At 63.5% G+C, this 20,788-nt stretch carries 21 protein-coding genes; 7 read left to right on the forward strand and 14 right to left on the reverse strand.

Going from position 1 to position 20,788, the window contains the following annotated elements; translation table 11 throughout:
* Positions 1-16: 16 nt before the first annotated feature.
* A complete protein-coding gene (locus FEZ59_RS08795; protein ID WP_172932550.1) occupies positions 17-1,234 on the reverse strand; it encodes an MFS transporter in 1,218 nt (405 codons plus the stop codon).
* 114 nt (positions 1,235-1,348) lie between these two features.
* On the opposite strand from FEZ59_RS08795, the gene FEZ59_RS08800 reads away from it, so the two are divergent.
* From FEZ59_RS08800 to phoU, 5 genes are all read left to right on the forward strand, one after another.
* Complete coding sequence (locus tag FEZ59_RS08800) at positions 1,349-2,227, forward strand: LysR family transcriptional regulator (RefSeq protein ID WP_134999851.1); 879 nt, start codon at positions 1,349-1,351, stop codon at positions 2,225-2,227.
* A gap of 128 nt (positions 2,228-2,355) precedes the next feature.
* Entirely contained in the window at positions 2,356-3,315 is a 960-nt protein-coding gene (locus tag FEZ59_RS08805) for an acyl-ACP desaturase (protein WP_003940492.1), read from the forward strand.
* 81 nt (positions 3,316-3,396) lie between these two features.
* Entirely contained in the window at positions 3,397-4,539 is a 1,143-nt protein-coding gene (gene dusB / locus FEZ59_RS08810) for a tRNA dihydrouridine synthase DusB (protein WP_003939756.1), read from the forward strand.
* 150 nt (positions 4,540-4,689) lie between these two features.
* On the forward strand, positions 4,690-6,720 hold the full coding sequence (locus tag FEZ59_RS08815; protein ID WP_257237282.1) for an LCP family protein: 2,031 nt from the start codon (positions 4,690-4,692) through the stop codon (positions 6,718-6,720).
* Positions 6,721-6,792: 72 nt separating this feature from the next.
* Positions 6,793-7,488, forward strand: coding sequence for a phosphate signaling complex protein PhoU (gene phoU / locus FEZ59_RS08820; protein WP_003940130.1), 696 nt, complete (start codon positions 6,793-6,795; stop codon positions 7,486-7,488).
* A gap of 58 nt (positions 7,489-7,546) precedes the next feature.
* Here phoU and FEZ59_RS08825 read toward each other — a convergent pair whose 3' ends face one another.
* The 13 genes from FEZ59_RS08825 to FEZ59_RS08885 all read right to left on the reverse strand — a co-directional run bounded on the left by FEZ59_RS08825 (position 7,547) and on the right by FEZ59_RS08885 (position 19,174).
* Entirely contained in the window at positions 7,547-8,293 is a 747-nt protein-coding gene (locus tag FEZ59_RS08825) for an SDR family oxidoreductase (protein ID WP_134999853.1), read from the reverse strand.
* Positions 8,294-8,383: 90 nt separating this feature from the next.
* Positions 8,384-9,121: an urease accessory protein UreD gene (locus FEZ59_RS08830; protein ID WP_202022744.1), complete on the reverse strand. Its 738-nt coding sequence runs from the start codon at positions 9,119-9,121 to the stop codon at positions 8,384-8,386.
* Entirely contained in the window at positions 9,121-9,864 is a 744-nt protein-coding gene (ureG, locus tag FEZ59_RS08835) for an urease accessory protein UreG (protein WP_020908922.1), read from the reverse strand. Before ureG ends, FEZ59_RS08830 begins: the two co-directional genes overlap by 1 nt.
* The gene (locus tag FEZ59_RS08840) at positions 9,857-10,546 is read right to left on the reverse strand and encodes an urease accessory UreF family protein (protein ID WP_069145682.1); all 690 of its coding nucleotides are present in this window, start codon (positions 10,544-10,546) and stop codon (positions 9,857-9,859) included. The genes ureG and FEZ59_RS08840 overlap by 8 nt, the downstream gene beginning before the upstream one ends.
* 4 nt (positions 10,547-10,550) lie before the next feature.
* A complete protein-coding gene (locus tag FEZ59_RS08845; protein WP_019745084.1) occupies positions 10,551-12,260 on the reverse strand; it encodes an urease subunit alpha in 1,710 nt (569 codons plus the stop codon).
* Positions 12,257-12,727 (reverse strand): urease subunit beta, encoded by a 471-nt coding sequence (gene ureB, locus FEZ59_RS30405; RefSeq protein WP_020908924.1) that lies wholly within the window; start codon positions 12,725-12,727, stop codon positions 12,257-12,259. The genes FEZ59_RS08845 and ureB overlap by 4 nt, the downstream gene beginning before the upstream one ends.
* Positions 12,724-13,026 (reverse strand): urease subunit gamma, encoded by a 303-nt coding sequence (ureA, locus tag FEZ59_RS08855; protein ID WP_003939800.1) that lies wholly within the window; start codon positions 13,024-13,026, stop codon positions 12,724-12,726. Before ureA ends, ureB begins: the two co-directional genes overlap by 4 nt.
* Before the next feature lie 281 nt (positions 13,027-13,307).
* A complete protein-coding gene (gene pstB, locus FEZ59_RS08860) occupies positions 13,308-14,084 on the reverse strand; it encodes a phosphate ABC transporter ATP-binding protein PstB (protein ID WP_019745087.1) in 777 nt (258 codons plus the stop codon).
* A 58-nt stretch (positions 14,085-14,142) separates the two neighbouring features.
* Complete coding sequence (gene pstA / locus FEZ59_RS08865) at positions 14,143-15,051, reverse strand: phosphate ABC transporter permease PstA (protein ID WP_172932551.1); 909 nt, start codon at positions 15,049-15,051, stop codon at positions 14,143-14,145.
* A 3-nt stretch (positions 15,052-15,054) separates the two neighbouring features.
* Positions 15,055-16,146 (reverse strand): phosphate ABC transporter permease subunit PstC, encoded by a 1,092-nt coding sequence (gene pstC, locus FEZ59_RS08870; RefSeq protein ID WP_007733846.1) that lies wholly within the window; start codon positions 16,144-16,146, stop codon positions 15,055-15,057.
* A 62-nt stretch (positions 16,147-16,208) separates the two neighbouring features.
* Positions 16,209-17,327 (reverse strand): phosphate ABC transporter substrate-binding protein PstS, encoded by a 1,119-nt coding sequence (gene pstS / locus FEZ59_RS08875; protein ID WP_019745088.1) that lies wholly within the window; start codon positions 17,325-17,327, stop codon positions 16,209-16,211.
* 193 nt (positions 17,328-17,520) lie between these two features.
* On the reverse strand, positions 17,521-18,420 hold the full coding sequence (mshD, locus tag FEZ59_RS08880) for a mycothiol synthase (RefSeq protein WP_021345410.1): 900 nt from the start codon (positions 18,418-18,420) through the stop codon (positions 17,521-17,523).
* 1 nt (position 18,421) lies between these two features.
* Positions 18,422-19,174 (reverse strand): response regulator transcription factor, encoded by a 753-nt coding sequence (locus tag FEZ59_RS08885; RefSeq protein WP_003939728.1) that lies wholly within the window; start codon positions 19,172-19,174, stop codon positions 18,422-18,424.
* A gap of 141 nt (positions 19,175-19,315) precedes the next feature.
* On the opposite strand from FEZ59_RS08885, the gene FEZ59_RS08890 reads away from it, so the two are divergent.
* Together FEZ59_RS08890 and FEZ59_RS08895 are read left to right on the forward strand one after the other, a co-directional pair.
* Positions 19,316-20,095: an LmeA family phospholipid-binding protein gene (locus FEZ59_RS08890; protein ID WP_003939847.1), complete on the forward strand. Its 780-nt coding sequence runs from the start codon at positions 19,316-19,318 to the stop codon at positions 20,093-20,095.
* Positions 20,092-20,568, forward strand: coding sequence for a thioredoxin family protein (locus tag FEZ59_RS08895; RefSeq protein ID WP_020970612.1), 477 nt, complete (start codon positions 20,092-20,094; stop codon positions 20,566-20,568). The genes FEZ59_RS08890 and FEZ59_RS08895 overlap by 4 nt, the downstream gene beginning before the upstream one ends.
* Positions 20,569-20,788 lie beyond the last annotated feature (220 nt).

A 20,788-nucleotide genomic window follows, 5' to 3' on the forward strand; every position in this document is an offset into this window, starting at 1 on the left:
TCGCCGCAGTGCTCTGTCATTCGACCGTCGAAGATCGAAACATCTTCAGCGACAATGCAAACGCAACCAACAGCAGCGCGCCCACAAAGGCACTGACCCCACCCCAACCGCCGCCCGCGTATGCGAGACCAGCGAGGGCGCCCGCCACGGACGAACCCGCGTAGTAGGCAAACAGATACAACGCCGACGCCTCGGCCCGGTGATCGGTCGCGATCAGCCCCACCCAACCGCTGGCCACCGAATGCGCCGCGAAGAATCCTCCGGTGAAGAGCAGCATCCCCACGAGAGTCAACGCCAGATTGTCCGGAACGGTCAGTGCCAGCCCGATACCGATGACAACAACCGAGCCGAGCAGAACACTGCGCCTACCCAGCCGGTCCGAGGCCCCGCCGGCTACCGCTGAGGTGAAAGTTCCGGCGAGGTAGAAAAGAAAGACCAGGCCGACAAGTGCTTCGGAAAGTCCGAAAGGTGCTGCCGTGAGCCGAAACCCGAGGAAGTTGTAGATCGAGACGAATCCGCCCATGAGGATGAACCCCAAGGCGAAAAGCGTGCGCAGCGACGGGTTCGCAAGGTGGCGCCGTAGATTCGACGCGATCGCACGCACCGACACCGGTTGCGGGCGAAAGAACTTCGACGCGGGGAGCTTCCGGATCATGTTGAGCGCAAACAACGCTGACAGCAAGGCCGCAGTCACCAATGCCCAGCGCCACGTACTGAAATCGACGACGGCCGACGGAACCAGCCGTCCGATCAGCCCACCGATCGTCGTGCCGGCTACGTACCTTCCCATCGCTGCACCGAGGTCCTTGCGATCGACCTCCTCGGCCAGATAGGCCATCGCCACCGCCGGGACCCCCGCCAGAGCCAAGCCTTGCGCCGCGCGTCCGATCAGCAGAACCTCGATCGTCGGACTGAGTGGCAGAAGCAAACCGATCACACAGGATGCCGACGCCGACGCGATCATCACCCGTGTGCGACCGAACCGCTCGGAGAGCGCACTGGCCGGAATGATCGCCAACGCCAACATGCCCGTCGTCGCCGAGACCGAAAGTGCAGACACCGCGGGCGAGACGTCGAAGCCTTCGGCGAACGCAGGCAGCAATGCCTGTGCCGCGTACATCGAGATGAATGTCGACAGCCCGGCCGCGAACAACGCAACGGTCACCGTGCGATACCCCGGTGTTCCGCGGCGAAGCGGCACCACTTCGGATTCGATCACGTTCTCGACAGTCACCACATACCTCCAGGCATCGCTTACCTCCGGTAAGAATCCTCCCGCCGCGCTTCCACAAAAGAAAATGCATAAACTTGGAGTTCTATATGCGTCATAGGTATATAGATTGGGTTCGTGATGCTGACCGAAGACCTCGAATGGTTTGTCGTTCTCGCCGAAACCCAACAGGTGACCGCTACCGCGGATCTGACTCACCTGTCGCAGCCGACACTCTCGCGCAAACTCGCACGCCTCGAACGACAGATCGGAGTGACGCTCTTCGACCGTCAGGGACGCCGGCTCGAACTGAACCGGTACGGCGAGATCCTCTACCGACACGCTCGCACCGCTCTTCACTCACTCGACGCGGCGCAGAGCGAAATCCAGTCGCTGGCGAGCCCCGAAAGCGGCACGGTCCGGCTCGACTTCCTCCACTCGTTCGGCACCTGGTTGGTGCCGCACATGCTGCGCGGATACCGCGTCGAGCATCCCGGAGTGCGATTCGAACTGCATCAGGACAGTGCGCAGTTCCTGGTCGACAGAATTGCCGCCGGCACGTCCGACCTGGCCGTCGTCTCGCCGCAGCCGCGCGATCCGCAGGTGGCATGGATGCAGATCGCCCAGCAGTCACTGGCATTGGCTGTTCCGGCTGATCATCGCTTTGCGAAGTTGCATTCGGTCGAGCTTGCGGACGCGGCCGACGAACCGTTCATCGGTATGCATCCGAACTTCGGGATGCGAAGAATTCTCGATGAACTGTGCGCGGCCGCAGGATTCATTCCGAATTTCGTCTTCGAGAGCAGCGAGCTGGCAACGGTCGGCGGACTGGTCTCCGCGTCCTTCGGTGTCTCGGTCATGCCGGTGCAGGATCCACCGATCTGGGCCGAAGGAGTCGTCTACGTACCGATCGAAGGAGCACAGCGAAAAATAGGGCTGATCTGGTCGAAGAGCCGCGAGCTGTCCGATCCCTCTCGGACGTTCCGCGACTACGTCGAAAGAACGACTTGGTCGTGAAAGTGCCCCCGGATAACTACGGATCGGTAACATCCCTCGAGGGGAGCAATTTTCATGCCATTCTTTTCAAACCTACGGTGCCGTAGGCTGGGGCGAAGTCGCGCATTCACTCAACATGGAGGCAAGAAATGACGAGGATTCTGACGCAGCTGGAGCTGCTACAAGAGCTGCAGCCGGTTGCCGAGGAGAACGTCAACCGCCACATCTCCATGGCCAAGGAATGGCATCCACACGACTACGTTCCGTGGGACGAGGGTCGTAACTTCGCAGCCATGGGCGGCGAAGACTGGAGCCTCGAGCAGTCACAGCTCGGCGAGGTAGCTCGCGCCGCGATGATCACCAACCTGCTCACCGAGGACAACCTGCCCTCGTACCACCGCGAGATCGCCGAGAACTTTTCGCAGGACGGCGCCTGGGGAACGTGGGTCGGCCGGTGGACCGCCGAGGAGAACCGTCACGGCATCGTGATGCGTGACTACCTCGTCGTCACGCGCGCAGTCGACCCCGTCGAGCTCGAGCGCTTCCGCATGGAACACATGACAAACGGTTACAGCGCACCCATCGACGAGGGCGACGCCGGCCTGCTGCACTCGGTCGCCTACGTGACCTTCCAGGAACTCGCGACGCGCGTCAGCCACCGCAACACCGGCAAGGCCTGCGACGAGCCGATTGCCGACAAGATGCTTCAGCGCATCGCCGCTGATGAGAACCTGCACATGATCTTCTACCGCAACATCTGCGCCGCCGCGCTCGATCTTGCTCCCGATCAGGCTCTCAAGGCTGTGGCGAACATCGTCCAGAACTTCCAGATGCCGGGCGCCGGCATGCCGAACTTCCGTCGTAACGGCGCTCTCATGGCCAAGCACGGCATCTACGACCTTCGCCAGCACCTCGACGAGGTCGTCTGGCCCGTTTTGCGCAAGTGGAACATCTTCGAGCGCAACGATTTCAGCGCTGAAGGCGAGAACACGCGCGAAGAGTTGGCGGCCTTCCTCGAGACCCTCGCCGCCAACGCGACGAAGTTCGAGGAACAGCGCGATCGCATGCTCGCACGCGAAGCCGCCAAACGCGAACAGCAGGCTTCTTAGTTTCACCAGCTATTCTGTGCCCGGTACCGGATTCGGTACCGGGCACTTCCAATTGTCACAAGTATTTGTTCAGAGGTAGACATGTCATCCCTACGTATCGGTTCACTCGAGCTGCACAGCCCCGTGGTCCTCGCCCCCATGGCGGGCGTCACCAACGTCGCCTTCCGCACGCTGTGCCGTGAACTCGAACTCGAACGTGCAGGCAGCACGTCCGGCCTCTACGTCTGCGAGATGGTCACCGCACGTGCGCTCGTCGAGCGCCAGCCGGCCACGATGCACATGACCACGTTCGGCCCGACCGAAACGCCCCGGTCGCTGCAGCTCTACACAGTCGACCCGGATACGACCTACGCCGCGGCGAAGATGATCGTCGACGAGAACATGGCCGATCACATCGACATGAACTTCGGCTGCCCCGTCCCGAAGGTGACCCGCAAGGGCGGTGGCTCCGCGCTGCCGTACAAGCGTCGGCTGTTCGGACAGATCGTCGCGGCTGCTGTGCGCGCGACCGAGGGCACCGATATTCCGGTCACTGTGAAGATGCGCGTCGGCATCGACCCCGAACATCACACGCACCTCGACGCCGGCCGGATCGCCGCAGCTGAAGGCGCTGCTGCCGTCGCACTTCACGCACGTACCGCGTCGCAGCGCTACTCCGGCACTGCTGACTGGAACGAGATCACGCGTCTCAAGGAACACGTCACCGACGTTCCGATCCTCGGCAACGGTGACATCTTCGATGCTTCGGATGCTGCCCGGATGATGAACGAGACCGGCTGCGACGGCGTCGTCGTCGGACGTGGCTGCCTCGGACGGCCATGGCTGTTCGCGGAACTCAGCGCAGCTCTCAACGGACAACAGATCGCCACGCCGCCGACGCTCGGCGAAGTCACCAAGATCATCGCCCGTCACGCCCAGCTGCTCGCCGCACACCACGGTGAGATGAAGGGCTTGCGCGAACTTCGCAAGCACGTCTCCTGGTACATGCGTGGGTTCCCGGTCGGATCGGATCTGCGGGTCTCGATGGCGTTGGTCAGCACGTTGTCCGAACTGGACGACCTGCTCGGACAGCTCGATCACGACGTCCCGTTCCCCAAGGACGCCGAAGGCCCGCGGGGTCGCCAAGGCTCGCCCGGTCAGGTAGCACTTCCGGAAGGTTGGCTCGACGATCCCGAGGACGATCTTGTGCCGGTGGGGGCTGACATGATGCACTCCGGTGGCTAGCGAGAACACGCCGTCGGATTACTCTCATCACTTTCTGAGTGAAGCACTCAGGATTCACCAGTAATATGGCTCCAGCTTCGTCGACAACCGGTTGACGCCGGCATCTGAATGACGAGTTACTGACAGTCGACGACGGGACAGGTTGCATCGGTGGGTGATGATCACGATTCGGGCCCACCTCCGCCCGAGAGCCGCGCCCCCTGGGAACGTCCGCTCGCAGACAAGCGGTTCCGCAACGCCCGCCCGGACCAACCGGCAGCTCCCCAGCGTCCTGCCACACCCCAGCGACCAGCACCGCAACCACCCAGTCCCCCGGAGCGTCGCAGCAGTGGACGGACCGGCCGCCGGGATTCGCCTCCGACCGACGACTCTGTTTCGGTCGCCGAGTTGGTCCGTCGGGTAGGCGACAAGAAGCCGCCACCTGCCCCGGCTGCGCCGCCCAAGGCAGCGCCGACCAAATCCGCGCCACCCAGGACTCCACCTCCATCAGCGTCCGCGCCGCCCCCGGCCCGGCCGATTCCCGCGCGTCCGACAGTCCCGCCCGCCGCTGCGGACTGGATCACCGAAGAACATCCCGTCACCTCCGCAGTGCCGCGGGTAGTCGGTGACACCGGCGCTACCCGTCTGGCGCAAAGCAAGATTCGCCGCCGCCATCGCGCAAAAGTGATCGGCCGATCGGCAGTAGCGTTCCTGGCCGTCATGTCTCTCGCGTTGACCGGCGTCGTCTGGGGTTATCTGCGGTCAGTCGAAGGCGGTTTCGATCAGATTGCGGCACTCGACACCGAGTCCGACGACATCATCGACGCCGGGGGCCAGCTCGGCGACGAGACGTACTTGATCATCGGCACCGATACCCGCGCCGGTGCGAGCGGTGAGATCGGCGCCGGAACCGTCGAAGACGCCGAGGGCGCGCGCGCCGACACGGTCATGTTGGTGAACATTCCCGCCGACCGAAGCCGCGTCGTCGCCGTCTCCTTCCCGCGTGACCTCGACGTCGAACGTCCGATCTGCCAGGGCTGGGACAACGACGCCGGCAAGTACACCAGCGAAACCTTCCCGGCAGCCAGTGGCGACAAGCTCAATGCGACGTATGCACTCGGTGGTCCCAAGTGCCTGGTCAAGGTCATCCAGAAGATGTCCGGCCTGAAAATCGGGCACTTCGTCGGAATGGACTTCGCCGGTTTCGAGCGCATGGTCGACACCGTCGGCGGCGTGAACGTCTGCTCCCCCGGACCGATCGAGGACGGCATCCTCGGAACCGTCCTCGCATCCGGCGGAACACAGATGCTCGACGGCCGTACCGCCCTCAACTATGTGCGTGCGCGCCACGTCGAAGCCGAGGGTAACGGCGACTACGGACGCATCACCCGTCAGCAGAAGTTCCTGTCGGCGCTGCTCCGCTCGGCCCTGTCCAACCAGGTCCTCCTGAATCCGAGCAAGCTCAACGGATTCATCAACGCCTTCACCAGCGACACGTTCGTCGAGAACATCGACACGAAGTCGCTGGTCACCCTCGGCCGTTCGCTGCAGAACGTCGACGCGGGCGCGGTCACGTTCTTGACGGTCCCCACGGACGGCACCAACGACTGGGGCAACGAGATTCCTCGCACCGACGAGATCAAGTCCCTCTTCCAGGCGATCATCGACGACGAACCGCTTCCGGGTGAAGAGCGCGAGGACACCACACCGTCGTCGACCAGTTCCACGACAACCGCTCCTACATCCAGCACGCCGCCCGCCGCCACTTCCGTCGAAGCGATGAGTGCCTACAACATCTCGGTCGACGTCTCCAACGCGTCGGGAATCGCCGGGCAGGCCGCGACGATCGCCGACAGCCTCGCTGCCTACGGTTTCCAGATCTCCACGGTCGGCAACTTCAGCGCAGCCACCGGCCTGGCGAATGCTCAAGCGTCGACCACCGTCGTGCGTTACGCAGCAGGTTACGAGGCTGAAGCGGTCACTGTCGCGTCGTCGATTCCCGGTGCGGTTCTCGTTCTCGCTCCGAGCATGGGAGACATGATCGAGGTCGTCGTCGGAAGCAATTTCGCCGGCACCGTCGTCGCCCCCGCGGACCCGGGGACCATCCTGGCGGCAAATCCGACATCGGTCGACACCAGCACCTCGACGGCTCTGCCCGCCGACATCGCCAGCGTCAACGCCGGCGACACCACCTGCGACTGACACGCGTTCATTCACCTTGCGTTCACCTGGTGCTTGTGACTTGGTCTTTCACGGCACGTAGGCTCTGACCTCATGCGCGTGGCTTACAACGAACAGATGACCGAGCTTGCAGACACGCTCGGCGAGATGGCAGGACTGGCAGGTGCCGCTATGGAGCGCGCCACCCAGTCCCTGCTCCAGGCAGACCTGTCCCTGGCAGAACAAGTAATCGGCGAACACGACAAGATCACCGAACTCAGCACCATTTGCGAGGAGCGCGCGTTTGCGCTGCTCGCCTTGCAGGCTCCCGTTGCCGGAGATCTGCGCTCGGTGGTCAGCGGAATCCAGATCGTCGCCGACATCGACCGCATGGGTGCACTCGCCCTGCACGTCGCGAAGATCGCGCGCCGCCGACATCCCAACCACGTGCTTCCCGAAGAGGTCAACGGCTACTTCGCCGAGATGGGACGCATCGCTGTCTCCATCGGTGCGGCCGCCAAGGTCGTCCTCGAGACCCGCGACCCCGAGCGCGCTGCCCGCCTGCGCGAAGAAGACGAAGCGATGGACGACCTCCACCGCCACCTCTTCACCGTCCTCATGGACCGCGAGTGGAAGCACGGCGTTGCCGCCGCAGTCGACGTCACGCTGCTCGGCCGCTTCTACGAGCGGTTCGCCGACCACGCCGTCGAGGTCGGCCGACGCGTCATCTTCCTGGTGACCGGCAAGCTGCCCGAAGAGCCGGAAACCACCGAGAAGGTCGACAACCTCACCTCGTACCCGGATCTCTGAACCCAACCGTCCACGTGAGTAAAAGGCGGCCGCGCACTTGCGCGGCCGCCTTTCCTATTCAGTTCTCGTGTAACCAGGTCTTCAACGTGGGTCCTGCAGTTGTGGATCCCGGCCCGGGCAGCAGCGACCCACCCTTCATCGCCTTACCCGCTCCCGGCATCGAGATCGGGATCAGCCACTTGCGCCGGCCACGGTATTTCAAAATCTCACGCGTCATGGCCGGGATCTCGAGGACCTCAGGCCCGGCGAGATCTGGAGCCCTCCCGGTCGGACCGTTCTGAGCGCATGTCACCAGAGCCTCGGCGACGGTCTTCGCCGCTATCGGTTGGGAGCGCATCCGGGGAACCATCGCGACCGGCCCCAGTCCGAAGAGCGCGATGGTCTTCTCGCCGAACTCGAACCACTGAGTGGATCGCAGGATCGTGAAGGGAATGCCCGACGCTTCCACCGCGCGTTCCTGCGCGGCCTTTCCCTGGTAGTACCCGAAGGACTTCAACTGCGGATCGTCGCAGTTCACGATCGAGAGCAGCACGTGATGCTTAACGCCCGCTCTGGCTTCGGCTGCGGCGATGTTCTTCGCTGCCGTCTCGAAGAACTCGATCGCCTTCTTGGCACTGTTGGTGACGTGATCACTCACGTCGATGACAACGTCGGCACCGACAAATGCTTCGTCCAACCCCGCACCCGTGGAGATGTCGACTCCCGTCGATCGAGCGGCGGCGACGACGTCATGGCCCCCGATTTTCGCCTGCTCGACGACCAGCTTTCCCATCTGGCCGGTTCCGCCCAGAACAACAATTCGCATGATGCCTCCGTCAAACCCGTGCGCCCGGCTCTCTTCGGCCTGGTCACATACTGGACGACGCAGCCTCCCGAAGTGTGACGGTCGGGCGAATCAGTCGGTGTACTTCTGCGAAACCCGCCCACGCCACTGCGACCAGATCGGATCCAACGCTGCGCTCGCCTCGTGTGCGTGATCGGCGACGGCCCGCGCCAGCATCCCTGCTCCCGCCAGCGGCGTCACGTGCCCTTCGACGTCGTCGGAAGTCTTGATCCCCAACAGCATGGTCGTACCGAGCACGCGATGGCCACCGAGAATTCCCGGCAGCGAACGGCCCGGCACGCTACGCAGGTCGAGTGTTTCCACGAGCAGCGCGTCACCGTCGACGGTAATGCGCTGATCCGAGCGAAGGGCACCGCCGGTTTCGCCGGTCCGGCCGAACACGATCATCTCGTCGAGCAGCGCAACCGCATCGGATTCCAGTGAAATATCCACGCGCCTGGTCACATCCGCGCCGCCCGCGACGACAAACGGTGCCGCGCGCCAGATCAGCGCCGCACCGGCGCCGACGCTCGCCGAAGCCGACCACGACGCCCGGCCGCCACGCGCGTTGTACGCGACGGTCCCCGACGGCTCGATCACCTCGAGGCACGTACCCGGAGCGACTACGAATTCGATACGCAGGTCGTCGCCGGCCAGCAGCGTTGCACTGTGCCCTACCAAGGCAATTCGCACGGTGAGCCCGCGAGCGTCGACGAACCGCGGGGCCAGGAAGTCGCCCGAGATCAGCTCTCGCGCAACAGCGGTGTCACCCACTCTCTCGACGACGACCCGCGTAGCTCCGGTGCGCATCAGTGAGCGTGAGAGTGGCTGTGCCCGTGACCGTGTCCGTGGTCTTCTTCATCGGCATGGAAGTGCGGCGCCATCGGGCCCGGATCCTGCGGGGTGTGACTACCCGCGCGGTGAGCTGCGATGACCTGGCGAAGCCACGCACTGAGCTGGTCGATCGTCGCGTGATCCTTCTGGCTGAGCGCGAGCACGGGAAGTCCGTCTCGCGCGGCCGTGGCATCGGCCACCATCTGGACCGCGTCGACGTCGACGTACGGGGCCAGGTCGATCTTGTTGACCACCAACAGATCTGCCCGCTCGATTCCGGGACCACCCTTACGTGCGACGTCTCCGCCGCCCGCGACGTCGATGCAGAAGATCTGGGCGTCGACCAGTGCCGGGCTGAACGTGGCGGTCAGGTTGTCACCGCCGCTTTCCACGATCACCATGTCGAGGGGATGGAACTGACGCTCGAGGTCTTCGACCGCAATGAGGTTCGGCGTCACGTCGTCACGGATGGCCGTGTGCGGGCACGCTCCGGTCTCGACTGCGACGATGCGCTCGATCGGAAGTACGTTGGCCGCGCGCAACAGTCGCGCGTCCTCGTCGGTGTAGATGTCGTTGGTGACCACCGCGATCTCGTACTCCGACGCGAGCTCGCGGCAGATGGTGGCGATGAGGGTACTTTTTCCGGTGCCGACGGGGCCGGCAACTCCGAGCCTCAAACCTCTTGCAGCAGTGGTGGTGTTGTTCAGGTTGTCAAGCACGGAAAATCCTCCTGGATCGAGCGTGGTGTTCGAGTGACCATTGTTCGACCAACGGTCCTGTTGTTGCGGGTATATCTGTGACGCCTTCGACTGCCACGGCAGCCGCGGCGACGGTTTCGATGGTCGGGGCTGCTCGGAGCAACCATTCGACCGGTTCTGCCGGATCCACCGGCAGTAGCTTCAGTGCCGCCGACGCCACTGTTTGAGCGTCGTCGTACAAACAAGATCTAGCTGCCTGTAGGTCGTCCATCCCGGAGATCGCCGTGAAGACTCCCAACGCGAGCGGACGCATCGGATGCCCAGGCAGCGCCATGAGCATCTGCACCGCGGGGTGCTGCGGCCACAATCGCGACGCCAGCCTGGCCAGTCCACGCCCGAGCTGAATCGACGCCTCACGCAGCGGTGCGCTGGGGGTCCGAGCGAGCAGTTCCCGCGAGATGTCCTCGAGTTCGCCTGCACCACCGGCACTTACGGCCCAGCGGCGCGTGACCACCGCTGCAGCGGCCTCGACAAGTCCCACTGTTTCGAGTCGACCGCGAATGAAGTCGGGGACCTGACTCTGTAGGAGTCCGCCCGCCAGTGCCGGTTCCAACCCCGACGAGTGAGCGTGACCGCCGGTAGGCAGACGCCCGTCTGCCAAGAGCATCGATGCTATCTCGGCAGACGCCATCTCGATTGACATGGTTTCAGAACAGCATGTAGCGCTGAGCCATCGGCACTACGTCAACGGGGTTGGGAGCGATCAGGTCGCCGTTGACCTTGATGGCAAACGTCTCCGGATCGACGTCGATGGACGGCAGTGCCGTGTTGTTCGGCATATCCGCCTTGGTGAGGTGCCGCGTCGGACGAACACCGGTAAGGGTGCGCGTGAGACCGAGACGACCGGCCAGACCGTCCTCGATCGCCATCGGCGAGACGAACGTCGTGGACAGGTGCGGGGCTGATCCCGGAGTTGCCGCGATGGCCGGCCGAACGAACACCGGCTGCGGGGTCGGGATAGCAGCGTTCGGATCACCCAGCGGCGCAGCAACTATCGCCCCACCCTTGATCACGGCAGAAGGACGGACACCGAAGAACGCGGGATCCCACAGCACCAGGTCCGCCATCTTCCCGGCCTCGACCGATCCGATCTCGTGATCGATACCGTGAGCCACCGCGGGGCAGATCGTGTACTTGGCGACGTAACGCCGCGCACGCTCGTTGTCGGCCGGCATGCTGGTGCCCAGCTTGCCGTACTGGGCCTTCATGACGTGGGCGACCTGCCATGTCCGCAGGGTCACCTCACCGATACGGCCCATCGCCTGGGCGTCGGACGAGGTGATGGAGATGGCACCGATGTCGTGCAGAAAGTCTTCGGCTGCAATAGTTGTCGGCCGGATCCGGGACTCGGCAAAGGCAAGATCCTCCGGAACCCGGGGATTGAGCGCATGACACACGATGAGCATGTCGAGGTGCTCGGCAACCGTGTTGACGGTGTGCGGCAACGTCGGATTGGTCGATGCCGGAAGAACGTTCGGCTCACCTGCCGTCACGATGATGTCCGGAGCGTGCCCGCCGCCGGCGCCTTCCGCATGGAACACGTGGATCCCGCGTCCGGCGATCGCGTCCAAAGTGTGCTGTACGTAGCCGGTTTCGTTGAGGCTGTCGGCGTGCAGCGCCACCTGGAGCCCGAACTCGTCGGCTGCTCGCAGAGCTGCGTCGATTGCGGCCGGAGTGGAACCCCAGTCCTCGTGGACCTTGAATCCACCTGCGCCGGCGAGAGCTTCCTGACGCATGGCCTCATGGCTGACGGTGCTGCCCTTGCCGAGGAGAAGAACGTTGAGCGGGATGTGGTCGAGGGCCCGGTGCATCATCGTCAGCGACCAGGCGCCGGGCGTGACGGTGGTTGCCTTGCTTCCCTCGGTTGGGCCCGTTCCGCCGCCCGCCACCGTCGTCGTACCGGTCGCGAGCGCTTCCATCATCTCGATTTCACTGAGGAAGTGCACGTGAGTGTCGATCGCACCCGCGGTGAGGATCTTCCCCTCGCCGGCGATCACGTCGGTGCTCGGCCCGATGAGCAACTTGGGGTGCACGCCATCCATGATGTCGGGGTTACCGGACTTGCCGATCGCAACGATGCGTCCGTCGCGAATTCCGACGTCTGCCCGGACGATTCCCCAGTGATCGAGGATCACCGTGTTGGTGATGACGACGTCGAGAGCGCCCTGATCGCGAGTGGTCAGGCCCTGGCCCATCGACTCGCGGATGCTCTTGCCGCCGCCGAAGACCATCTCGTCGCCGGTCGCGGTGTAGTCGTGCTCGATCTCGATCCACAGATCTGTGTCGGCCAAACGGATCTGGTCGCCAGCGGTCGGGCCGTACAAGGAGGCGTAACCGCGTCGATCGATCCTGCTCATTCGGCTGTCCTCTCAACTGGCGTCGCGGCATCGTCCGGTGAATCCGCCTCGACTGGAACATCACTCACACGAACGTTCACCGAAGAGGCTCGCAAAGGTTCTTCGACCTCGACACCGGGCGTGCCGAACGGCATCACGGTCTTGGGCTCACGCGCATGCGTCGGTAGGTCTTCGTCCGGCACGATCTGCAGGCCCGGAACCCTTTTGAGTCCGCCGAGCGCGATCAGTGTCACCGTCCTGCTTACCCCGGGTTCGAACCGAACCGACGTTCCCGAGGGGATGTCGAGCCGGAAGCCGTCTGCCGCTTCGCGATCGAAGGTCAGCGCCGGGTTGGCCGCTGGAAGGTGGAGATGTGAACCGATCTGAATGGGGCGATCGCCGTCGTTGACGACGACCATCGTGATCTTTTCCGCGTCAGTGCCGAACTCGAGCGGTTCGGTGGACACACGTACCTCACCGGGGATCATCGAATGGGCTCCGTCACGGTGACCAGCTTGCGACCGTCCGGGAAAGTGGCCTCCACCTGGACGTTTGCAATCATCTCGGGTACCCCTTCCATCACGTCGTCGCGGGTGAGCACTTGCCGACCGGCGTTCATCAGTTCCGCAACCGTCATTCCGTCACGCGCACGCTCGAGAATCCAACACGAGATCAGGGCCATCGCTTCGGGGTAGTTCAGCAGTACCCCGCGCTCGCGGCGGTCGCGGGCGACCATGCCCGCAACGCTCAGGAGGAGCTTTTCGGTATCTGAAGGGGTGAGGTGCACTGACAAGCCCTTCCGGTTGTGAAACGACATCGATCGACAGCGTGCTGTCGGGCCGAGATTAGCATTGCCCGAAGCGTCGTCAGTATCCACGAGATTCACATCGTCGGCTACTTCAGCGCCCACTCGGCGCACTTGCGCTGCTCATCGAATTATTCGGGCGCCCAACGACGCTCAGCTCTGCGCCCCGGAGTGGGAACTATCACCACAACCAAAAAGTTTCACCCCCGTCTCCTGTTGGAAACGGGGGTGAAACATGATCGTGCAGTGTGCAATCCCAGGGGCTATCCGAAGCGGCCGGAGATGTAGTCTTCGGTGGCCTTCTGCGTCGGGTTCGAGAAGATCTTCTCGGTGTCGTCGATCTCGACGAGCTGACCGGGCTTACCGGTTGCCTCGAGGTTGAAGAATGCCGTCTGGTCACTCACACGCGCAGCCTGCTGCATGTTGTGCGTGACGATGACGATCGTGAAGTCCTTCTTCAGCTCGGTGATCAGGTCCTCGATCGCGAGAGTCGAGATCGGGTCGAGCGCGGAGCACGGCTCGTCCATGAGCAGAACGTCGGGCGAGACCGCGATGGCACGCGCGATGCACAGACGCTGCTGCTGACCGCCTGAGAGGCCGCCACCGGGCTTGTCGAGGCGATCCTTGACCTCGGTCCACAGGTTGGCACCGCGCAGCGAACGCTCGGCCACCTCGTCGAGCTTCTTCTTGCTGCGCTCGCCCTGCAACTTCAAGCCCGCGACGACGTTGTCCTTGATGGACATGGTCGGGAAGGGGTTGGGTCGCTGGAACACCATGCCGATGGTCTTGCGGACGCCGACAGGATCGACGTTCGAGCCGTAGATGTCCTCGCCGTCGAGCAGGACCGAACCCTCGACGCGCGCACCGGGAATCACTTCGTGCATGCGGTTGAGTGAACGGAGAACGGTGGACTTGCCGCAACCGGACGGGCCGATGAAGGCGGTGACGCTCCGGGGCGGGACGGACAGGCCCACATCGGCGACGGCGTGGAACTTGCCGTAGTAGATGTTGACGTCCTTGAGATCCAGACGCTTGGCCATTACCGGCTCCCTACTGAGTTGTTGACGCTGTTGAGTACGAACATGTTCCGAGGCCGCATCACTTGCTTCTGACCTGTGAGAAGTGACCGATCAGCTTCGCGACGATGTTGAGGATCGCGATCAGCAGGATCAGGGTCAGTGCTTCGCCCCAGATGCGGTTGGTGCCGGCGTCGGTGGGGTTGTTCATCTCGGCGACCATGACGGAAGGCAGAGTGCCCATTTCGCCGTTGAACAGGTCGAAGTTGATGAACGGCGCGTAGCCGACGAGGATCAGCAGCGGCGCGGTCTCACCGAGCACGCGGGCCAGGGCCAGCATGACGCCGGTGATGATGCCGGGAAGCGCCGTCGGCAGAACGATTTTCGAGATGGTCTTCCACTTCGGCACACCGAGCGCGTACGACGCCTCGCGCAGATCCATCGGGACGATGCGCAGCATTTCCTCGGTGGAGCGGATGACGACCGGGACCATGAGAAGGACCAGAGCCAGCGACACGGCGAACGCGGACTTGGGGAAGCCGAAGGTCGCGATCCACAGTGCGTAGATGAACAGCGCAGCCACGATCGACGGAACACCGCTGAGGATGTCGACCATGAACGTGGTGAGCTTGCCCAGCTTCGACTTCCGGTCGGCGTACTCCACCAGGTAGATCGCGACGAAGATACCGAGCGGGATGGAGAAGACCGCACACACGATGCCTTGCAGCAGGGTGCCGATCAATGCGTGATAGATACCGCCGCCGTCGGCCGACGCCGTCAATCCGCTCAGCGAGTTGGTGAACCACGTGGGCGACGTCAGAGCGGGCAGGCCCTTGGCGATGACCGTGAAGAGCACCCAGACCAACGGGATGAGCGCGATGACGACTGCCAAGCTCACCAGGATGGTCGCGATGACGTCCTTGGCACGACGACGGGCGCCGACGCCTTGGAAAGTGGGGGCCTTGACCGGCCGGTCCAGAGTGGAGGTCATGGGTCAGTCCTTCTTTCCGGCGATCACTGCGCGGGCAGCCGCGTTGACGACGAAGGTCAGTACGAACAGCACCAGTCCGGCCGCGATGTACGCGCCTGCCTGGATGTCGTTGTTGAACTCCGCGTAGCCGAGGGCGATCTTGGAGGCGATGGTCGAGCCGCCGTCGAACAGCGACCAGCCGAAGGCCTGAGAGGTGGTGCGCAGGATCAGGTACAGCGCCATCGTCTCGCCGAGTGCGCGTCCGAGACCGAGCATCGAGCCGCTGATGTAGCCGGACTTACCGAACGGGATGACCGTGGTGCGCACAACTTCCCAGCGCGTGGCGCCGAGAGCGAGTGCTGCTTCGATCTGTGAGCGCGGGGTCTGGATGAACACCTCGCGGGTCACTGCGGTGATGACCGGAAGGATCATCACGGCGAGGACGATGCCTGCGGTGAAGATGGTGCCGCCGCCGGTGATCGATCCGCTGCCGTCGGCGAAGAGCGGGAACCAGCCGAGTGTGTCGTTGAGCCACACCGCGACCGGGGTGATCGCCGGAGCGAACACGAGAAGTCCCCACAGGCCGTAGACGATGGACGGCACGGCCGCGAGAAGGTCGATCGTGTACGACAGTGGCCGCGTGAGCCACTTGGGTGAGTACGAAGTCAGGAAGATCGCGATGCCCAGTGCGATCGGCATCGCGAGCACCAGTGCGAACAACGAGACCAACACTGTGACCTGGAAAAGATCGAGGACACCGAACGCCATCGCGTTGATGTTCTGCGTCACCCATTCACGGCTGGTCAGGAAGTTGACCTGGTTCCGGCTCAAAGCAGGAACTGCACGCCAGATCAGGAACGCGCCGATCGCCGCGATGACAACCGTGATGAAGATTGCCGAACCGGATGCGAGCGAGCTGAAGATGCGGTCACCCGGACGGGTCACCGTCTTGCTGTTGCCGCTTCCCGGACCGTCACCCTTCGGAGGATGCTCGGTTTCTGGAGCCTTGGTGGAAGTAATCGTGTCCTCCGTGGTGCCGTTCGGACCGCCCACCCCGGCCCCGCTGGTTGCGGGGCCGGGAGAACGAGATGTCGAGGTGATGGGCGCGTCACTCATGTGCGCTCACTTCCTTCACGTCTGAATGTAGATCCATGAGCTTGTCCGCACGAGTCTCTAGGTCAGCTGATTGCCGTGATGGACGCGTTGAGGCGATCCTGGACGTTGGCCGGCAGCGGGACGTAACCCTGCTCGGCCAGGTTGGCCTGACCCTCGTTGGCCGCGCTCGTCAGGAACGACTTCACTGCTGCGGTGGTGTCCGCGTCGTAGCCCTTGGAGCAGACGATCGAGTACGTGGCGAGAACCAGCGGGTATGCGCCGGCTTCGTTGGTCTTGAAGATCGACGCGAGGTCGAGCGTCAGGTCGCCGGTTGCGTCGGACTTGAACTTCGCGCCTGCGATCGACTTTGCGGCCGAGTCGTTGGTCAGTGCGACTGCCTCGGAGCCGGTGTTGATTTCTGCAACCGAGAGCTTGTTCTGATCGGCGAACGACTTCTCGACGTAGGTGATCGAACCCGGCGCCGTGGCAACTGCCTGTGCAACGCCCGCCGAACCCTTGGCGCCCTCACCGACGCCACCGGTGAAGTCGGACCCTGCGCCCGACGTCCAAGCACCGTTCGATGCCGCGTCGAGGTACTTCTGGAAGTTGTCGGTGGTGCCCGAGGAATCGGAGCGGATCACGGTGGTGATCTTCTCGTCGGGAAGCGAAGCACCGGAGTTGAGCGCGGCGATTGCCGGATCGTTCCACTTGGTGATGCCACCGTTGAAGATCTTCGCGAGAACCTCTGCGTTGAGAACGAGCTTGTCGACGCCGTCGAGGTTGTATGCAACTGCGATCGGGCCGAAGACGAGGGGAAGGTTCCAGGCTTCGCCGCCGACGCAACGCTCCTTGGCCTTGTCGGCCTGCTCGTCCTTGATGGCCGAGTCGGAGCCGGCGAAGTCGATCTGGCCGGCGATGAACTGCGTGCGACCGTCGCCCGAACCGCTGGGGTTGTAGGCGACGTTGACGGTCTTGCCCTTTTCCTGGCACACGGAGATGTAGGTGGCGACGAACTGGTCCATGGCATTCTTCTGTGCCGAGGAACCAGCGGCAGAGAGGTTGCTCTTGCCTTCGCACGTTGCGTTCGATGCGGACGCGTCCACACCCGTCGACGACGAGTTGTTGTCGCTGCCACATGCGGCCAAGGTCATGGCGCCCACGGCCACTACACCGAGCAGAGCACCACTGCGCTTGAGATTCACCAAGATCCTCCGGAAATCGCTACCGCCACGCCCACGATCGGGCGGCGACATGAGATGCAAAATGATTGAAATCTGCATCAGGCAACACGGCGCTGCCCACAGAGAAAAGTAGGCGGGCGCGGTGTCCGGTTGGACCACACATGGTTAACAGAGAATGAACAGACTGGACATTTCTGCGTGTTCGACTGTGACGTCAGAGCGCGCGAGCGTAAGCCATGTCCACGTGGAACCGATCGAAGCCGAGTCGCTCGTACGTGTGGAGGGCGGCAGTGTTGTCACCTTCGACGTACAGAAGGACCGTTCCGAGGCCGCGATCTCGCAGGTAATGCATGCCTGCGAGAGTCAGCACTCGGCCGAGACCACGTCCCTGCGCCGCGGGATCGATCCCCACGACGTACACCTCCCCCAGCTCGGGATCGTCACCTTCGGGTGCGTGCACCTTGGTCCAGTGAAAGCCGAGAAGAGTATCGGGATCGGTGTCCGCGAACGCCATGAACAGACCGGCCGGGTCGAACCAACCTTCGGCCGTTCTCTCGTCGATCTCCGCCTGGGTCCAGCCACCCTGCTCGGGATGCCAGGAGAAGGCCGCGTTGTTGACGCGAAGGATCTCGGAATCGTCTTCGGGCCCACGGTACGTCCGCATCGTTATACCTTCGGGCACAACGATTTCCGGAAGCTGCGGAGCATCGAGCGGTCGACGCAGCTGGAGGAGTTCACGAACGCTGACCAGATCGAGACTCTTGGCGAATTCCACTGCAGCGTCGACGTTTCCGTGCGCCCAGACTCGCGTACCCGGCCGACCTTCGTCGAATACCGCTGCGGCAAGCCTGGTTCCGATACCGCGGCGCCGCGCCTGCGGGTCGACCACCAACTCGGCCATGTCGGGATGCTCGTCCGAACCGGCTTGCAGCTGTGCATAACCGACGACCGTATCGCCGTCGAGTTCGACAAAGTGTCGTGCTGCGCCACGCCCGGCAACGGCATGGCGCCCCTGTTCCGACACGGGCGCCTTGCCGTCGAACTCGGTCGCGCGATCGAGAAGCGCGGAAACCTGCTCGGCGGATCCGGCCGGCAGTGAATCTGTCCAACCCACGTCAGACCACCGATCCGTCGGCCGCGTCGTAGTCGACGTCTTCGTCGTCCTCGAACTGAACGGGAGCAGCTGCGCCGCCCTTGGCCCTGGTCGGACGCACTGCCTTGTATCCGACATTTCGGACTGTACCGATCAAGGACTCGTATTCGGTGCCGAGTTTCGCCCGCAGACGACGCACGTGGACGTCGACCGTCCTGGTACCGCCGAAGAAGTCGTAGCCCCACACTTCCTGCAACAGCTGTGCCCGGGTGAATACCCGACCGGCATGCTGCGCGAGGTACTTGAGCAGCTCGAATTCCTTGTAAGTCAAATCAAGGGGCCGTCCACGCAGTCGTGCCGTGTACGTCCCCTCGTCGATAACCAGTTCGCCCAGCGTGATCTTTCCTGACGCTTCCGGACTGGCAACACCGCCGCTGCGGGCGACCAACAACCGCAATCGGGCGTCCACCTCAGCCGGACCGGTACCGGGAAGCAGGATGTCGTCCAACCCCCAGTCGGCGTTGACGGCAACGAGTCCGCCTTCGGTGAGGACGGCGACCACAGGTACTGCGGATCCTGTGCTTCCGAGCAATCGACACAACCCGCGTGCGGCAGCTAGATCAGTGCGCGCATCCACCAATGCCACGTCCGCGGAACTTGCCTCGAGTAGCGAGGAAACCTCTGTGGGGGCAGGCCGAACCGAGTGCGCCAGCAACGCCAACGCCGGTAGTACAGCTTCCGGGTTGGGGTCGGAGGTGAGGAGGAGCAGTTCCACACGGCCTCCTATCTAGTAGCCCGCGCAACCCGTGAGGGCAACGCTCGAGTAGTTCGACGCTTTTGGTCGGTCCCTACATTAGCGTGCCTGGTACCGGGGCCGTCGCATCGAACCCCGACCGGAGTCCGTCACAATGGTGCGGTGCGCAAACTGATCATCGGCATCGTCTTTCTCCTCGGCCTCGGACTGGTGGCCGATTTCGGCGCTGCCGCGTACGCCGAGTACCGGGTTTCCCGCGAGCTCCGAACCGGCGCATCACTCGAGTCGGATCCGGAGGTCACCTTCAACGGGTTCCCCTTCCTCACCCAAGCACTCGGCGGGAAATACAAGGACGTCTACGTCAGGGCTACCGGCGTCCAGAGCGACGTGGTCGGCGAAGTGACCGTCGAAGCCGACCTGCGCGGGGTCACCGTTCCCTTCTCCGACATCGTGAACGGCAATGTCACCCAGCTCCCCGTCGACAAACTCGACGGCCGGATGGGAATCAACGCCACCGACCTCGGAAAGCTGCTCAACATCCCTGACCTGCAGGTATCTTCACCGCCGGCCAACAAGTCGGATGGCACCGGGGGCAGCGGTGGAACGGGGGCGAGCACCGCGGGGGCCGTCGTGCTGACCGGAACGGTTGCCGTCGGTCCGGTCGAGACTGCAGTGAGCGTCCAGGCCAACCTGGTTCTGGAAGGTGGGCAGGTCAAGATCGTCGCAAGCAACCTGTACTTCGGTCCGGAGGGCAAAGCCGATTTCTCGATCCCCGCAGCACTCGAACCCGTGGTCCTCGGATTGTTCAGCTACACGATCGATCCGCAAGCACTCCCCTACGGAATTCAGCCGAGCCTGGTCTACGCGGAAGGCGGAAGAATCGTGATCGAAGGCAGCGCCGAAAACACGACGATCGATCTCGCAGAGCTGCAGAACCGATGACCGGGATCACAATTCTGCTGGTCGCGCTTGTCGCCGTCGTCGCGGTCGGGCTCTTTCTCAAGTCACGCAACGGGAAGGTCCGAGTCACCACGCCTGCCGCAGCCGGCGCCGCTGACAGTCGCCTCGAACTGCTGAGTTCTGCCGGAGTCTCTTCGCCGAACGGCGGACCCGTCGTACTGCATTTCTCCGCCGACTGGTGCGGACCGTGCGCGGCAGTACGCCGCGTCGTCGGCCAGGTTGTGGTTTCGATGGCGGACGCTCCCCGTCCGCCGGTGGAGATCGAGCTCGACATCGACAAGGAACCGGCCCTGGCACGCGAAATGAGCGTCCTGTCGCTGCCCACCACGTTCATCCTCGACGGTGGCCTGGAGGAACAGTTCCGAGTGTCCGGAGTTCCGTCCGCAGCCGATCTGAAAGCTGCGCTCGTACCACTATCCGGACCCCACGAGCCAAAATCCGAGAATTCGGGGTAAACTCGCCGACGTGCAAACCCGCCACGAGCTGATGCTCACCCGACGCCGCGCAGTAGACCTGTGCCGCCTCGGGGGCTGTTGCTGTACCTGTTGCTGATCACCACATCCGTCAGATCTCTCTGACCTTCGAGCTTTCGCTCACGTGATCAATCCACCGAGTGGGACTTTTGCGTCCCCTTTTCTCGGTCCAGGCAAGCACCATGCAATCCAGCGCAGGAGC

The sequence above is a fragment of the Rhodococcus sp. MS13 genome, from assembly GCF_013277835.1.
Taxonomy (GTDB): Bacteria; Actinomycetota; Actinomycetes; order Mycobacteriales; family Mycobacteriaceae; genus Rhodococcus_F; species Rhodococcus_F erythropolis.

What these genes read in the sequence shown, in the direction of transcription:
- FEZ59_RS08840 (WP_069145682.1), bottom strand. Translation starts at nt 10,546, where the DNA reads ATGTCAATCGAGATGGCGTCTGCCGAGATAGCATCGATGCTCTTGGCA.
- dusB (WP_003939756.1), top strand. Translation starts at nt 3,397, where the DNA reads ATGTCATCCCTACGTATCGGTTCACTCGAGCTGCACAGCCCCGTGGTC.
- phoU (WP_003940130.1), top strand. Translation starts at nt 6,793, where the DNA reads ATGCGCGTGGCTTACAACGAACAGATGACCGAGCTTGCAGACACGCTC.
- FEZ59_RS08805 (WP_003940492.1), top strand. Translation starts at nt 2,356, where the DNA reads ATGACGAGGATTCTGACGCAGCTGGAGCTGCTACAAGAGCTGCAGCCG.
- ureB (WP_020908924.1), bottom strand. Translation starts at nt 12,727, where the DNA reads ATGATCCCCGGTGAGGTACGTGTGTCCACCGAACCGCTCGAGTTCGGC.
- FEZ59_RS08830 (WP_202022744.1), bottom strand. Translation starts at nt 9,121, where the DNA reads ATGCGCACCGGAGCTACGCGGGTCGTCGTCGAGAGAGTGGGTGACACC.
- pstA (WP_172932551.1), bottom strand. Translation starts at nt 15,051, where the DNA reads ATGACCTCCACTCTGGACCGGCCGGTCAAGGCCCCCACTTTCCAAGGC.
- pstC (WP_007733846.1), bottom strand. Translation starts at nt 16,146, where the DNA reads ATGAGTGACGCGCCCATCACCTCGACATCTCGTTCTCCCGGCCCCGCA.
- FEZ59_RS08825 (WP_134999853.1), bottom strand. Translation starts at nt 8,293, where the DNA reads ATGCGAATTGTTGTTCTGGGCGGAACCGGCCAGATGGGAAAGCTGGTC.
- FEZ59_RS08895 (WP_020970612.1), top strand. Translation starts at nt 20,092, where the DNA reads ATGACCGGGATCACAATTCTGCTGGTCGCGCTTGTCGCCGTCGTCGCG.
- FEZ59_RS08845 (WP_019745084.1), bottom strand. Translation starts at nt 12,260, where the DNA reads ATGAGCAGGATCGATCGACGCGGTTACGCCTCCTTGTACGGCCCGACC.
- pstB (WP_019745087.1), bottom strand. Translation starts at nt 14,084, where the DNA reads ATGGCCAAGCGTCTGGATCTCAAGGACGTCAACATCTACTACGGCAAG.